Source organism: Kitasatospora sp. NPDC001683, from assembly GCF_053596495.1.
In genome coordinates this window covers 18,252-31,687 of sequence record NZ_JBSFGK010000057.1, presented here as the reverse complement: position 1 = coordinate 31,687, position 13,436 = coordinate 18,252, and the positions used below count along the sequence as shown (strand labels likewise).

14 protein-coding genes are annotated in these 13,436 nt (G+C 74.1%); 7 read left to right on the top strand and 7 right to left on the bottom strand.

Annotated elements, in window-relative coordinates:
• Positions 1-272 precede the first annotated feature (272 nt).
• Entirely contained in the window at positions 273-986 is a 714-nt protein-coding gene (locus ACWCYO_RS27020) for a polysaccharide deacetylase family protein (RefSeq protein ID WP_449785637.1), read from the top strand.
• A 13-nt stretch (positions 987-999) separates the two neighbouring features.
• Here ACWCYO_RS27020 and ACWCYO_RS27015 read toward each other — a convergent pair whose 3' ends face one another.
• The 3 genes from ACWCYO_RS27015 to ACWCYO_RS27005 form a co-directional block, all read right to left on the bottom strand.
• Positions 1,000-1,383: a barstar family protein gene (locus ACWCYO_RS27015; RefSeq protein ID WP_270148884.1), complete on the bottom strand. Its 384-nt coding sequence runs from the start codon at positions 1,381-1,383 to the stop codon at positions 1,000-1,002.
• 71 nt (positions 1,384-1,454) lie between these two features.
• On the bottom strand, positions 1,455-2,108 hold the full coding sequence (locus ACWCYO_RS27010; protein ID WP_270148886.1) for a 4'-phosphopantetheinyl transferase family protein: 654 nt from the start codon (positions 2,106-2,108) through the stop codon (positions 1,455-1,457).
• 506 nt (positions 2,109-2,614) lie between these two features.
• Positions 2,615-3,523 carry a LysR family transcriptional regulator gene (locus tag ACWCYO_RS27005; RefSeq protein WP_449785636.1) on the bottom strand — a complete coding sequence of 303 codons (909 nt, stop codon included), beginning with the start codon at positions 3,521-3,523 and terminating at the stop codon, positions 2,615-2,617.
• Between the two features lie 196 nt (positions 3,524-3,719).
• Between ACWCYO_RS27005 and ACWCYO_RS27000 the strand changes: the two genes are divergently transcribed.
• From ACWCYO_RS27000 to ACWCYO_RS26975, 6 genes are all read left to right on the top strand, one after another.
• Positions 3,720-4,697, top strand: coding sequence for an FAD-dependent oxidoreductase (locus ACWCYO_RS27000; RefSeq protein WP_449785635.1), 978 nt, complete (start codon positions 3,720-3,722; stop codon positions 4,695-4,697).
• A 105-nt stretch (positions 4,698-4,802) separates the two neighbouring features.
• Positions 4,803-5,162, top strand: a complete 360-nt coding sequence (locus ACWCYO_RS26995) for a hypothetical protein (RefSeq protein ID WP_270148892.1) — start codon at positions 4,803-4,805, stop codon at positions 5,160-5,162.
• Positions 5,163-5,225: 63 nt separating this feature from the next.
• On the top strand, positions 5,226-5,723 hold the full coding sequence (locus tag ACWCYO_RS26990) for a flavoprotein (protein WP_270148894.1): 498 nt from the start codon (positions 5,226-5,228) through the stop codon (positions 5,721-5,723).
• Positions 5,724-6,061: 338 nt separating this feature from the next.
• A complete protein-coding gene (locus tag ACWCYO_RS26985) occupies positions 6,062-6,373 on the top strand; it encodes a hypothetical protein (protein ID WP_270148895.1) in 312 nt (103 codons plus the stop codon).
• Complete coding sequence (locus ACWCYO_RS26980; RefSeq protein WP_270148897.1) at positions 6,370-6,957, top strand: acyl-CoA thioesterase; 588 nt, start codon at positions 6,370-6,372, stop codon at positions 6,955-6,957. Before ACWCYO_RS26985 ends, ACWCYO_RS26980 begins: the two co-directional genes overlap by 4 nt.
• Before the next feature lie 273 nt (positions 6,958-7,230).
• On the top strand, positions 7,231-7,626 hold the full coding sequence (locus tag ACWCYO_RS26975; RefSeq protein ID WP_270148899.1) for a DUF2267 domain-containing protein: 396 nt from the start codon (positions 7,231-7,233) through the stop codon (positions 7,624-7,626).
• 4 nt (positions 7,627-7,630) lie between these two features.
• Here ACWCYO_RS26975 and ACWCYO_RS26970 read toward each other — a convergent pair whose 3' ends face one another.
• The 4 genes from ACWCYO_RS26970 to ACWCYO_RS26955 form a co-directional block, all read right to left on the bottom strand.
• Positions 7,631-8,041, bottom strand: a complete 411-nt coding sequence (locus tag ACWCYO_RS26970) for a hypothetical protein (RefSeq protein ID WP_449785634.1) — start codon at positions 8,039-8,041, stop codon at positions 7,631-7,633.
• A gap of 26 nt (positions 8,042-8,067) precedes the next feature.
• Positions 8,068-9,000, bottom strand: a complete 933-nt coding sequence (locus ACWCYO_RS26965) for an ROK family protein (RefSeq protein ID WP_270148901.1) — start codon at positions 8,998-9,000, stop codon at positions 8,068-8,070.
• A gap of 69 nt (positions 9,001-9,069) precedes the next feature.
• Positions 9,070-12,111: an alpha-mannosidase gene (locus tag ACWCYO_RS26960; RefSeq protein WP_449785633.1), complete on the bottom strand. Its 3,042-nt coding sequence runs from the start codon at positions 12,109-12,111 to the stop codon at positions 9,070-9,072.
• Positions 12,101-13,408: a glycoside hydrolase 5 family protein gene (locus ACWCYO_RS26955; protein ID WP_270148905.1), complete on the bottom strand. Its 1,308-nt coding sequence runs from the start codon at positions 13,406-13,408 to the stop codon at positions 12,101-12,103. Before ACWCYO_RS26955 ends, ACWCYO_RS26960 begins: the two co-directional genes overlap by 11 nt.
• Positions 13,409-13,436 lie beyond the last annotated feature (28 nt).

Sequence of the window (13,436 nt, the reverse complement as noted above, 5' to 3'; positions counted from 1 at the left end):
GGGCCGGTTGGGAGGCTGGTGTGGCGCTGAGTCGGCGATCGCTGCTGGCGGCCGTGGTGGCCGGGGGCACGCTGGCGGGGTGCCGGGTGGGGCGGGCCGCGCAGGAGAGCGGATCGGTCTCGCCGGCAGTCTCCGCTGCGGGGGCGGCGGACGCCACGGCGTCGGCGGGTCCGGCTGCGGGTCCGTCAGCCACGCCGTCGGTCGGTGCGTCCGCGAGTCCGTCGGCAACGCCGTCGGCCGCGACTTCGACCGCGCCGTCAGCCGCGCCCACGGTGGCCAGGGAGCCGAGCCGGGCCGAGATGGTCCAGCGGTACGGGGCCCTGGCGCCGAGCGAGTGGGGGCTGAACGTCTCCGGGGTGATCACCGGGCTGCCGGAGGGCGAGCGTGCGATGGCGCTGACCTTCGACGCCTGCGGCGGCCCCGGCGGGAACGCCTACGACGCCGACCTGATCGACTTCCTGCGCGCGAACAAGGTCCCGGCCACGCTGTTCCTGAACGCCCGGTGGATCGACGCCAACCCGGAGGTCTTCGAGCGGCTCGCCGCCGACCCGCTGTTCGAGATCGGCAACCACGGCACCGTCCACCGCCCGCTCTCGGTGACCGGCCGCTCGGCGTACGGGATCGCCGGCACCGGCGGGGTCGGGGAGGTGTACGACGAGGTCGCGGGCAACGCCCACAAGCTGACCGGGCTGCTCGGGCGCCCTCCGAGGTTCTTCCGCTCCGGCACCGCGCACTACGACGACGTCGCCGTCCGGGTGGTCGCCGACCTGGGCGAACGCGTCGTGGGCTTCAGCGTCAACGGGGACGGCGGGGCGACACTCCCTGCCTCCGAGGTCCGGCAGGAGGTGGCGGCGGCGCGGCCGGGGGCGGTCGTCATCGGACACATGAACCAACCGGGCAGGGGCACCGCCGCCGGGGTGGCGGCGGCGGTGCCGGGGCTGCTGGCGGAGGGGCGGCGGTTCGTCCGGTTGTCCGATGTGATGTGAGGCGTCGGGAGTGTTACGCCAGGCGGAGGCCACCCGGGCGCTGCTCCTCGATGATGTCGACCAGCCAGTCGTAGACCGTCGGCCCCTTGCCCGCCCGGGCGGCGGCCAGCTTGGCGACGATGTCCTCGCGGTTGGTGGGGTGGGCACGGCTGAGCCGCCGCTCCAGCTGGCGGACCGTCTCCGGGTGGCCGAGCTTGCGGCGGGACACCTCGTGGTTGCGCCACTCGATGACGTAGTCGTCGTCCTCGGCGGACGCGTATCCGCCCCGCAGGCAGTCCGCGAAGGCGTCCAGGTTGCGGCCGAAGTAGCCGTCGACGCCGATCGTCCGCCCGACCACGTCCCAGAAGTCCTCCAGGGTGCCGATCTCGTTGCCGTCGATCACATAAGTCACCGTCACGCGATCGAGGATATGCCGGGGCGAGACGGCCGGGAGACGAGCGGCCGGGAGACGAGTGGCTACGGTCACGCCTACGGCTCGACGGCGATCGCGGTGGCGAGCAGCCCGTCGCGCATCGTCCAGCGGCCGTCGAAGCCGTCGAGGCGGCGGCCGCCGACCACCGGGCCGGGGACCAGCAGGCGGGCGGCGAAGGTGCCGTCTGGGGAGAGGTCGAGCTCGGCCTCGTGGAAGTCCAGCCACAGCTCGGTCAGCGGGAACCAGGCCTTGTAGACCGATTCCTTGGCGCTGAACAGGATGCGGTCCCACGGCGTGCCCGGGTGCTCGGCGGCGAGCCCGGCCAGCCGCTGTTGCTCGAACGGCAGGGCGACGGACTCCAGGACGCCCTCCGGGAGCGGCAGCGCGGGCTCGGCGTCGATGCCGACCGAGGCTAGGGTGCCGGCCCGGGCGACGGCGGCCGCGCGGAAGCCTTCGCAGTGGGTGAGGCTGCCGATCACGCCGTCCGGCCAGCTCGGCGCGCCGCGCAGGCCCGGGACGAGCGGGCGGTACGGGACGCCGAGGCGGGCCAGGGCGGTGCGGGCGCAGTGGCGGACGGTGGTGAACTCGCGGCGGCGCTTGTCCACGGCCCGGGCGACGGCCTGCTCCTCGGCGGGCTCCAGCCGCGCCCCGGGCGGGTCGTCGTAGGCCACCTCGGTCACCACGACGTCCGGCAGCAGGTCCCCGATCACGCGTTCCCCCCTCGGTCGGCAGCGCGGGCGGCGCGCCGCGCGGGTCGAGCGTAACCCGGTTGGGCGGCGCCGGTCCGCGATCAAGGGAAGCGGGGGCCGTCGGCCCGTGGCGGGGACGGGGGCCTGCTGGCCGAGCAGGCGGGCGAAGTCCAGGCCGAGGCTGCCGAGGACGGGGAGCGCGCCGAGGTCGGTGATGCCGCCGACCGGAACGCTGTGGCCCTGGTTCACCGCGCGCGTCACTGCTGCCGCTTCCGGGAGCGCGCCGGCCGGCGTCGCGTTGGCCGGGGGACGCGGTGAGGACCGGGGTCAGGGCGGCGCCGAGGAGCAGGGCGGCGGCGAGTGCGGTGCGCATGGGGACGGGACTCCGGACGGATGGGGGTGACGAACCGTCAACACTGCGCGTGGCGCGGCGGTCACGCATCTTCGCTCCTTCGGCCGCATCAGTGAAGATCCTTGCCTTGTCGGGCCCGCCCCCGTTCGTGCGTGGGGGGGCGGGCCCGATGTGTTCACCGTGTCGACGTCGTGGCCGGCGAGGTGGGGAGCCGTGGGGCCATGGCGAGCAGGAGTTGGACCGCCGGCGGGGCCGTCCGGGGATTGTGGGCGAGGCCCAGCGTGACCGTGGGCACCGGACGCGTCAGCCGGCGCAGACTCACGCCCGGAATCCGGAAGACCCGGGCCCGGCCCTCCGGAATGGGCGCGATGCCGTGACCGGCCGCCACCGCCAGCAGCAACTGCTCGTCGTCCGGCTCCTCCCGGACGATCCGGGGCGGCCGGTCGGGCCAGAGCTGTTCGGTGATCGACGCGTGCATCCCGGGGCCATTGGCGCGCGGCCACAGCACCACCGGCTCGTCACCGATGCGGCTCCGGTCGACCCGGCCGCGGCCGTGGGCCAGTGGGTGGCCGGACGGAACCGCCAGCAGCAGTTCCTCCTCGGCGATGATCCGGCAGGCCAGTTCGGGGACGTCCAGCGGCGGCCGGACGAAGGCCGCGTCCAGCCGCCCGGCGAGGAGCTCCCCGACGTTGTGGGCCGTCCAGCCGGTCTGCAGCGCGACCTCCACCCGGGGGTGGCGCTCGCGGAACTCGGACATCAGGGTGTCGCAGACGCCCCCGCGGGCCGAGCGGGTGTACGCCACCCGCAGGCTGCCCTGCTGCCCCCGGGCCACCGCCGTGATCCGCCGGTCGGCCTCGGCCACCTGGTGCAGCAGCTGCCGGGCCTCTTCCGCGACTCCGCGGCCGATCGGCGTCAACGTGCAGCCCCTGCTGGTGCGTTCGACCAGCCGCACACCGAGCTGCCGCTCCAGCGCCTGGATCTGCTGGCTCAGCGCCGGCTGCGCCACCCGCAGTCGGCGGGCGGCCCGGGTGAAGTTCAACTCCTCGGCCAGCACGGAGAAGTAGCGCATTCGGCGAAGGTCCACCGGTCGATGGTAGGGCCGTCGCGCGGCGGTGGCCGCCGGGTCGTCACCGGTGGTCGCCGGCGGGCGACCGGGCTGCCTGCGGTGATAAGGGGGCCTTATCGCGGGGCTATCGAACTGGTCTTGGACGGCTCTCGGGCCGTCCCGCTTCCCTGGAAGCGCGCTGTTGTCGGCAGGTGGAGAACGGGAGGGGATCGGTGTGGACGTCGTCGTGATCGGCAGCGGGGTGATCGGGCTCACCACGGCCCTGCGGTTGCAGGAGCGGGGCCTGCGGGTGGTGGTGGTGACGGCGGACGGCCTGCTGTCGACGGTCTCGGCCGTCGCGGCGGCCGTCTGGTACCCGGTGGGGGTGGAGACCGGTGAGCGGGTCGCCGACTGGTCCGCCACCACCTTCGCCGAACTCGCCCGGCAGGCGGCGGACGGCGTGCCCGGCGTGGTCATGCGCGACACCTGGATGCCCGCGCACCGGCGGCAGGGCGACGCCGCGCCCTGGTGGGGCGGCGGCGTCCCGGACCTGCGCCGGCTGGAACCGTCCGAACTCGCCCCGGGGTACGCGGACGGCTGGCGGTTCACCGCTCCGACGGTCGAGATGCCGCTCTACCTGCCCTGGCTGCTCGGCCGCTTCCTGGACGGCGGGGGCGAGGTCGTCCACCGGCGCCTCGACACCCTCCCGCAGGCCCGCGCCTGGGCACCCGTCGCCGTCAACGCCAGCGGACTCGGCGCACGACAGCTGTGCGGGGACGACGCGCTGCGGCCGGTGCGAGGGCAACTCGTCCTGGTGCGCAACCCCGGGCTGCGGTCCTCGCTGCGGATCCAGGACGACCCGGCCGGATACACCTACGTCCACCCGCGCAGCCGGGACGTCGTCCTGGGCGGCACCTTCGAGGAGGGCAGCTGGGACCTCGGACCCGACCGGCTCACGGCCGAGGCGATCCTCGCCCGGTGCGCGGTGCACGTCCCCGAACTGCGCGGAGCCGAGATCATCGGCCAGCCGCTGGGCCTGCGCCCGGACCGCCGGGGCGGGGTGCGGCTGGAGGTCGAGGACGGCGCGGGCGGGCTCCGGATCGTGCACAACTACGGGCACGGCGGGGCGGGGGTCACGCTGAGCTGGGGGTGCGCGGACGCGGTGGCGGAGCTGGTGGGGGCCGACGGGCCGTCCGCCGGGAAGGTCGCCTAGCCTGGGCGCATGCCTGATCACAGACCTGATCGCCTGCCTGATCGCCGGCCTGAGCACATGCCTGATCGCCGGCCTGGAGACGTGGCCGACGCGGGGACGGCGGGGATGACGGGGATCAGCTTTCCTGCCTGGCAGGGCCGGCACTACGTGACGCTGGCCGAACTGCTGGTCCGCCTCGGCAGCTCCGGACTCGGGCTGCGGTGGCGCGTCGAGTGCGAGGAACGGTGGGACCTCACTGCGGAGTTGGAGCGCCGCTCGGCGGGCGACGGCATGGACACCCTGACGCTGCTCTCGCTGGTGGCCCCCGGCGTCCAGTTGGTCGATGCCGAGGCCCGGGGCTTCGGTCCGGACGGGCTGGCGGTGGTCCTGACGGAGTTCGACAGCTCGCTCTGGGAGGTCAGGGCCGCCGACGAGCGCGTGCTCGGCGAGCTCCGGATGCACTATCCGGAGGCTTCCGCGCTCTGAGCGGGCACGGTGGGGGTGGTCAGTGGTGGCGTTCGACGGCCTGATGAGAGGGGAGTTCGGGAGATGACCGAGGCGAGGAAGCCGGTGCTCTACGTCGTCGTGTGTGCGGCGGGGGTCGCGGGTGGGGTGGGGGAGCTGATCTCCGCCGCGCAGGGGCGGGGGTGGGACGTGGGGGTGGTGGCGACGCCACTTGCCATGGGGTTCATCGATGTTGAAGCGATCGAGGCGCAGACGGGGTACCCGATCCGTTCGGCCTGGCGGAAGCCGGGGGACCCCCGGCCGTTGCCGGATCCGGACGCGATCGTCGTCTCGCCCGCGACTTTCAACACGATCAACAAGTGGGCTGCCGGGATCTCGGACACGCTCGCGCTGGGGATCCTGTGCGAGTCGTACGGGTGGGGGATTCCGGTGGCGGCGCAGCCCTGTCTCAGCTCGGCGCAGGCCGCGCATCCGGCACACGAGGAGAGCCTGGCCAGGCTGCGGCGGATGGGGGTGCGGATCGCGGAGTTCGTGCCCGGGTCGTACAGCTGGACGCGGGTGTTGGAGCTGCTGGAGGTCTGACAGGGGGCCGGCCGCGACGGGATCCAGCCGGGGGCCGCCGGCCCCCGGCGCCGTTCGGCCGGAGGCTGCTACCAGATCAGTGACCGACGACAGTTGATCTTGCTCGGCGGGTCGGCGATACCACCCGTTCTGCTTACCGCGTTCGGCTGACGGGGCATATTGTGTACCCCCGCAAACTACTCCGATGGAAGTCAGTTTCCCGTCACCGTCCGAAAACCTTCTGCGGACCCGCGCCGACTGGGATAGCGTCGAAGCCGTCGGGGGGCCGACACCGAGCAAGGTGTATTCGAACGTCAGTTACCGGGCCGTAGCGGCCCGAGTTGGTCCTGGAGAAAAGCATGCGGAATTCCCCGGAGGAAAGCCGGTCGGACGTCATCGACGATCTGCAGCTCGCGGTCGAATCACTGGCGGCCTTTCCGGCGCGGAACGCGGCCGGCGCGGCGGACGTCATCGAACGGCTGGCGGCGGTCGCCGAACTCTGCCGGTCGGTCGACGTGGTGCTCGACAGCCTGGTCGTCCAGGCGGCCGCCGAAGCCGCCGAGGAGGGTTGGACGGCCGCCCGGATGGCCGCCGAACACTCGGGCTACTACGCCAGGTTGCAGCGTGCGCTGCTCCCCACCGGCGCCGGCGCCGAGCTGACGCAGCAGTGAGCGCGCTGAACCCGGGCGTGCACGTGCTGTCCTGCCCCACCCGGTGGAGCGACGTCGACGAGAACGGGCACATCAACAACGCCCGCCTGGTCGGCTACATCCAGGAGGGGATTTACGACCTGTTCTGCCACCACGCGACCGCCGTGCGGGAATCGCTGTTCCCGTCCGGATTCATTATCGCCCGGCACGAGATCGATTATCTGGAACAATTGCACCACCGTCCCGAGCCGCTGTCGGTGCGGTTGACCGTGGAACGGATCGGGCGGAGTTCCGCCCACGTCGAGGTGAATGTCTGCCGCGAGCCGCTCACCTTTATGCGGGCGCGGACCGTGGTGGTCGCGCGGGACCGGGAATCCGGCCGGTCGCGCAAACTCAGCCAGAACGAGCGGCGCTTTCTGTCGGCGTTTATGTCGGACTCGGTCGCGGATCGGGCGTCGGACCGGGCGTCGGACACGGCGCGTGGCGACACCGTGGTCGCCGTGGCGCAGCCGATGGCGCCGGCCCAACGCGCGGCGTCGCGTACCGGCAGCGGGGTCGGCTCGTCACGCGGCTCGCGCAGACGGGTCCGCGCCTCGGCAGGCTGACCCGCGCGCTCCCGTGCCGGTGACGGCGCGGGCCGGCGGCGTGATCGACAACGGCGTCGATCCGTCCGGCCGGTCCCGGCACCGGCGTCAAGGTTCCGTTCGGCCTCGGGCCCCCGCCGGATTCGCGGGCATCGGCCCGGCCGGACCGCAGTACGCTGAGCAGCGTGGGAACCGGTACGTCCCCCGGCGGTCACGGGCTGCGATGAGGCGGGCCCCTCGGGCCATCGGCCGCCGCCGGCCCGGCCGGATCCCGCCGACCGGAAGGAGGACGCGATGACCATCTCCTGGGAGGACTTCCTCGCCCGTGTCGCGGAGCGCGGCGAGTACCGGGGTGAGGCGGAGGCGGACCATGCCGCCCGGGTCGTACTGGCCCTGCTGGGCGAGCACCTGGTGGGCGCGGAGCGGCTGGACCTCGCCGACGCGCTGCCCGGGACGTACGCCTCGCTGCTCCGGGACGCCCAGCCGGCCGCCGAGCCGCTGACCGCCGAGCGGTTCGTGGAGGCCGTGGTGGGCTGGATCGACGGGGCGACGCCGGCGACGGCGCAGTGGGACATCGGGGCGGTGCTCAGCACCGTGGCCGACCTCGTCCCGGGGGAACTGCTCGACCAGGTGATCGAGCAGTTGCCGGACGGCTACGACCTGCTCTTCGGCCATCCGCTGCCGGCCTGAGGCATCAGACACGCGCCGGGGCGCCCGTGGTGGCCCGGAACAGCCGCGCGCCCGGACCGGTCAGCTCGACCGGTCCGGCGCCCGGGCGCAGGTAGGCGGAGGCGTCCCGGGGCAGGTCGAGGGCGGGGTGGCCGGGGGCGCTCAGCCGGGCGTGGCCCGCGATGCAGAGCAGGATCTGCGGGGTGGGCAGCTCGATCCGGGTGGGGACTGCGGTCGGGTGCAGCCGGGAGAGCCGGAACTCCTCAGCGGGGGAGGGGTATTCGGCTTCCACGGCGCTCACCGGGTGCGCGGTGCGGCGGGCGGGCTCGGCGGCGCGGAAGGACGTGACGGCCAGCAGGCCGGGCACGTCGACGTGCTTGGCGGTGAGCCCGCAGCGCAGCACGTTGTCCGAGTTGGCCGTCAACTCGACGCCCACGCCGCGGAGGTAGTCCGGGAGGGCGGTCAGCGGCAGAGCGCGGCCGCGCCGATCAGCCCGGCGTCGGTGCCGAGTTCGGCGCGGCGCACGTCCAGGCCGCGGACGTACGACAGGGCGGCGTAGCGGTCCAGGTGGCGGGCGAGCGGGGCGAACAGCACCTCCCCGGCGGTGGCGACGCCGCCGCCGACCACCACCCGGTGGAGGTCGACCAGGGCGGCGGTGGCGGCGATCCCGGCGGCCAACGCCTGGGCGGCCCGGTCGAAGGAGGCCAGCGCGATCGGGTCGCCGGCGGCGGCCGCGGTGGCCACGGCGCGGGCGGTGCGGTCCTCGCCGGGCGGCCGCCAGCCCTCGGCGAGCGCCCGGCGGGCGATCGCGGTACCGCTGGCCAGGCCCTCCAGACAGCCGCGGGAGCCGCACGGGCAGGGGTCGCCGTCCAGGTCGACGGTGATGTGGCCGAGGTGCCCGGCGTTGCCGCTGGGGCCCGGCCGGACGGCGCCGTCCAGCACCAGCCCGGCGCCGACGCCGGTCGACACCACCAGGCAGAGCGCGTTGTCGGCGCCCCGGGCCGCACCCTGCCAGTGCTCGGCGGCGGCCATCGCGACGCCGTCCCCGGCGAGGCGGACGGGCAGCGCGCGGGCGGCCACCGCCGGGTGCGCGGCGACCTCGGCGACCAGCGGAAAGCCGCGCCAGCCGGGGATGTTGACCGGGCTGACGGTGCCGTCGGCGAGGTCGACCGGGCCGGCGCTGCCGATGCCGACGGCCGTCACGGCGGCCCAGTCTGGCGTACCGGCGAGCTGGTCCAGCACCTTGTGCACGACGGCGAGCACGGCCGCGCCCGGCTCGCGCGCCGGGGTGGGCAGTTGGAGCCGGTGCCGCAGCCGTCCGGTGCCGTCGACCAGCGCCCCGGCGATCTTCGTGCCGCCGATGTCGACGGCGGCGAACAGGGGGGTGAGCGGCATGGCGGGCTCCAGGAGAGTGGGCGCGGCGCCCCGACCCGGAGGGGCCGGGGCGCCTTTACGGTACGTCGGTCAGCGGGCCGCGGTGAGCCGCAGGGTGACCAGTTCGAACGGCCGCAGCGCCAGCCGCACCGCGCCGTCCTCCACCGTCACCTCGCCGCGGGTGCCGTCCCAGGGCCGTTCCAGCAGGTCGCAGGGCACGGCGCCGGCCAGCGGGAAGGAGGTGGTGAGCCGCCCGCGGGCACGGCCGCCGCCCGCCTCGTAGACCCGGACGACCAGGTCGCCGCTGCGGTCGTCGGCGAGCTTGACCGCGCTGACCACCAGGGCGTCGTTGTCCAGCTCGACCAGCGGCGCGACCTCCTCGGCGCTGCCGGTCACCCGCCGCTCGGGCAGGCCGATCCGGTAGCCCTCGCGGACGGCGTCGGCGATGGTGGCGCCCGGGACGAGCGCGTGGCGGAAGCGGTGCACGCCCTGGTCGGTCTTCGGGTCGGGGAAGCGCGGGGCGCGCAGCAGCGAGAAGCGGACCGTGGTGGTGGTGCCGCCGTCGGCGGCGCGCACGGTGCGGGTGACGTCGTGGCCGTAGGTGGAGGCGGTCACCAGGGCCACGCCCCAGCCGGGCTCGTCGAGGTGGACGAAGCGGTGGTTGCAGGCCTCGAACTTGGCGGCGTCCCAGCTGGTGTTGGTGTGGGTGGGGCGGTAGAGGTGGCCGAACTGGGTCTCGGCGGCGTAGCGCTCGGTGTGGACGTCGAGCGGGAAGGCGGCCTTGAGGAACTTCTCTGTCTCGTGCCAGTCGACCTCGGTGCCGATGTCGAGGCGCTGCTTGCCCGCCCGCAGGGTGAGGGTCTGGACGACGGTGGAGGAGCCGAAGGAGCGGGCGACGCGGACGACGGCGGCGGCGCCGGTGGCGGACGCGGTGAGCGAGTCCACGCCGGTCAGGTCGGTGACGGTGTTGCGGTAGAACTGGTCGACGTCCCAGGCGTCCCACATGTTGGGGAAGTCGGGGTGCAGCTGCAGCAGGTTGGCGCGGCTGCCGGGGGCGACGGTCTCCCGGCCGCCGGCCAGTTCGACGACCGAGCCGATCAGGCCGTCGGCGTCGACCGTGACCTCCAGGAGGCCGTTGCGGAGGGTGAAACCGCCCTCGGGCCGCTCGACTACCGTGCAGCCCGCCTCGGCGCGGGCCACCACGGCCGCCCCGCCGGCCGGGACGGCCGAGCGGGCGTGCGGCGCCGCGTTGAACACCAGCTCGCGCCCGCCCGCGGCCTCCCCGGCCAGCGCCTGCTGGGCGGCGCCGATCAGCGCCTCCAGCTCCGCCGCCAGCGCCGCGTACGTGGCCTCGGCCTCGCGGTGCACCCAGGCGATCGAGGAACCGGGCAGGATGTCGTGGAACTGGTGCAGCAGCACGGTCTTCCAGATCCGGTCCAGCTGCTCGTACGGGTACGCCGCGCCGGTGCGCAACGCAGCCGTGGCGCACCAGAGTTCGGCCTCGCGCAGCAGGTTCTCGCTGCGCCGGTTGCCCTGCTTGGTCCTCGCCTGGCTGGTCAGGGTGGCCCGGTGCAGTTCCAGGTAGAGCTCGCCGACCCAGACCGGCGGGTTCGGGTACTCGGCCTCGGCCTTGGCGAAGAACTCGGCGGGCTTCTCCCAGCGGACGGTGGCCGAGCCCTCCAAGTCCCGCAGCCGGGCGGCCTTGCCGACCATCTCGCGGGTCGTCCCGCCGCCGCCGTCGCCCCAGCCGGTCGGCGCGATCGAGTGCCTGGCCACCCCCTTGTCCTTGAAGTTCCGTGCCGCGTGGGCGATTTCGCTGCCCTTCATGGAGCAGTTGTAGGTGTCCACGGGCGGGAAGTGGGTGAAGATGCGGGTCCCGTCGATGCCCTCCCAGAGGAAGGTGTGGTGCGGGAACCTGTTCACCTGGCTCCAAGAGATCTTCTGGGTCAGCAGCCACCTGGAGCCGGCGTTGCGGATGATCTGCGGCAGACCGCCGGTGAAGCCGAAGGTGTCCGGCAGCCAGGCCTCGTGGTTCTCGACCCCGAACTCCTCCAGGAAGAACCGCTTGCCGTGCACGAACTGACGAGCCATCGCCTCCGATCCGGGCATGTTGGTGTCGGACTCCACCCACATGCCGCCGGCCGGCACGAACCGGCCCTCGGCCACCGCCTTGCGGACCCGCGCGTACACCTCCGGGCGGTGCTCCTTGATCCAGGCGTACTGCTGCGCCTGGGACATGGTGTACAGGAAGTCCGGCTCGTCCGCCAGCAGGGCGGTCATGTTGGCGGTGGTGCGGGCCACCTTGCGCACCGTCTCGCGCAGCGGCCACAGCCAGGCGGAGTCGATGTGGGCGTGGCCGATCGCGCTGATCCGGTGCGCGGACGGGGCGGCGGGTGCGGCCAGTACCGCGGTGAGTTCCGAACGGGCCGCGGCCGCCGTGCCGTTGACGTCCTGGAGGTCGATCGCGTCCAGCGCCCGCTCGACCGCGCGCAGGATCTCCCAGCGCCGGGCGCCGTCCACCGGCAGTTCGGCCATCAGCTCGCCGAGCACCTCGAGGTCCAGCGACAGCTGCCAGACCGTCTCGTCGAAGACCGCGAGGTCCATCCGGGTCAGCTTGTACTGCGGCTGGTCGCCGGCCGTCTCCTGGTCGCCCAACTCGGTGGGCAGGAAGGGGTGGTAGTCCAGGATGACCGGGTTGGCGGCGGCCTCGACGTGCAGCAGCACCGGCTCGCCGCCGGCCGCCGGGGCGGCGATCCGCACCCACTGGTTGCGCGGGTTGAGGCCCTTCACCGGGCTGCCGTCCGGGCGGTAGACCAGGCCCTCGCACTGGAAACCGGGCATGTTGGCGTCGAAGCCGAGGTCGATCAGCGCCTCGACCGTCCGGCCCGCCCAGGCCTCGGGCACGGTGCCGGAGACCGTCAGCCAGCTGGTGCCCCAGGGCGCGCCCCAGGCGTCGCCGACCGCGATCGGGGTGCGCGGCGCGGCCAAGCCCTCGGCGACCGGGACGGGCTCGCCGGGGGCGGTCCAGATGCCGACCTCCAGCGGGACGGACTCGGGGTAGACGGCCGGGAGGATGCGCTCCTCCAGGACCCGCTTGAGGCGGGACTCGACCAGGGTGCGGTCATCGTGCATGTCGGCAGGCTCCGTTGCGTGCTGGGGACGGTTGAAGAGAACGTACGTCGGAGGGGTGGACCACCTCGGTGATGCCGCGCGCGGCCAGGTGTGCCCGGTCCTCGGCGCGTTCGGCGAGCACGGTGGTCGGGCGGGCGCCGGCCTCGGCGAGGCGCATGAAGGCCTCGTACACCGGGCCGCCGGGGCCGCAGAGCGCGCGGCGGGGAGAGGTGACCTCATCGCCGGTGGCGACCACCACGGCGGTGCCGCGCGGCTCGGGCGGCTGCCAGCCGCGACGGGCCTCGGCGGCGGCCTCGGCGAGCCGGGCGCCGGCCGGCTTGACCGTCCCGTCAGTGGTCAACAGGCCGAGGCCGTACTCCAGTTCGGGAAAATCGGCGAGCGAGCGGTCCACGTCGTGCGAGCACCACCAGGTGACGCCCCAGAGGTCCGGGCAGTCCAGCACGGCCTCGACGGTGGCACCGGTGAACCGGGCCGCGTCCTCGGCGGTGATGTGCGGGGCGGGCGCGCCGACCTCCTGCAGCCAGACCGGGCGGGCCGGGTCGTCCGCCCAGGCCTTGGACAGCTCGACCAGGTACGCGGCGTGCTGGGTGGTGGCGGTGGAGTGGGCGCCGTAGCGCTGGGCGGTGCCGTTGAACACCCAGGAGTGCACGGCGGTGGCGGCGCCGAGGCGGGCCGAGTGCCAGGGGGTGAACGGGTGTTCGTCCAGGTACCAGGCCGCGTCGTAGGAGGCGTGCAGGTGCAGCCGCCCGGGTGCGCCCCGCTCGCAGGCGGCGAGCATCCGGCGCAGCCAGGCCTCGACCTCGGCGGGGGTGACCCGGTCCGGGTCGGGGTGCGGGGCGCCGGAGAACTGGTTGATCTCGTTGCCGAGCGTCATCCCGAGGAAGTTCGGCCGCTCGCGCAGCGCCCCGGCGAGGGTGCGCAGGTAGGCGGCCTGGCCGTCGAGGACCTCGGGGTCGGTGAAGAGGTTGCGGCGGTGCCAGGTCCGGGTCCAGGACGGCAGGAAGTCGAAGCTGGACAGGTGGCCCTGCAGGCCGTCCACCGCGACGTCCAGGCCGCGCTCGCCGGCCGCGTCCACCAGGGCGGTCAGCTGTTCGACGGCGCGCGGGCGGATCAGGGCGCGGTTGGGCTGGAACAGCGGCCAGAGCGGGAAGACCCGGACGTGGTCCAGGCCGAGGGCGGCGATGGAGTCGAAGTCGGCGCGCACGGCGTCGAGGTCGAAGTCCAGCCAGTGGTGGAACCAGCCGGCACTCGGGGTGTAGTTGACGCCGAAGCGCGGAGCCTGCGCGGTGGTGGTCATGGAGGGATTCCTCAACTGAACTGTGGCG

Excerpts from the sequence above, each read along its gene's own strand:
- ACWCYO_RS26965 (WP_270148901.1), bottom strand. The coding sequence starts at position 9,000 with ATGCCGCTCACCCCCCTGTTCGCCGCCGTCGACATCGGCGGCACGAAG.
- ACWCYO_RS26960 (WP_449785633.1), bottom strand. The coding sequence starts at position 12,111 with ATGCACGATGACCGCACCCTGGTCGAGTCCCGCCTCAAGCGGGTCCTG.
- ACWCYO_RS26985 (WP_270148895.1), top strand. The coding sequence starts at position 6,062 with ATGCGGAATTCCCCGGAGGAAAGCCGGTCGGACGTCATCGACGATCTG.
- ACWCYO_RS26990 (WP_270148894.1), top strand. The coding sequence starts at position 5,226 with ATGACCGAGGCGAGGAAGCCGGTGCTCTACGTCGTCGTGTGTGCGGCG.
- ACWCYO_RS26955 (WP_270148905.1), bottom strand. The coding sequence starts at position 13,408 with ATGACCACCACCGCGCAGGCTCCGCGCTTCGGCGTCAACTACACCCCG.
- ACWCYO_RS26975 (WP_270148899.1), top strand. The coding sequence starts at position 7,231 with ATGACCATCTCCTGGGAGGACTTCCTCGCCCGTGTCGCGGAGCGCGGC.
- ACWCYO_RS26995 (WP_270148892.1), top strand. The coding sequence starts at position 4,803 with ATGACGGGGATCAGCTTTCCTGCCTGGCAGGGCCGGCACTACGTGACG.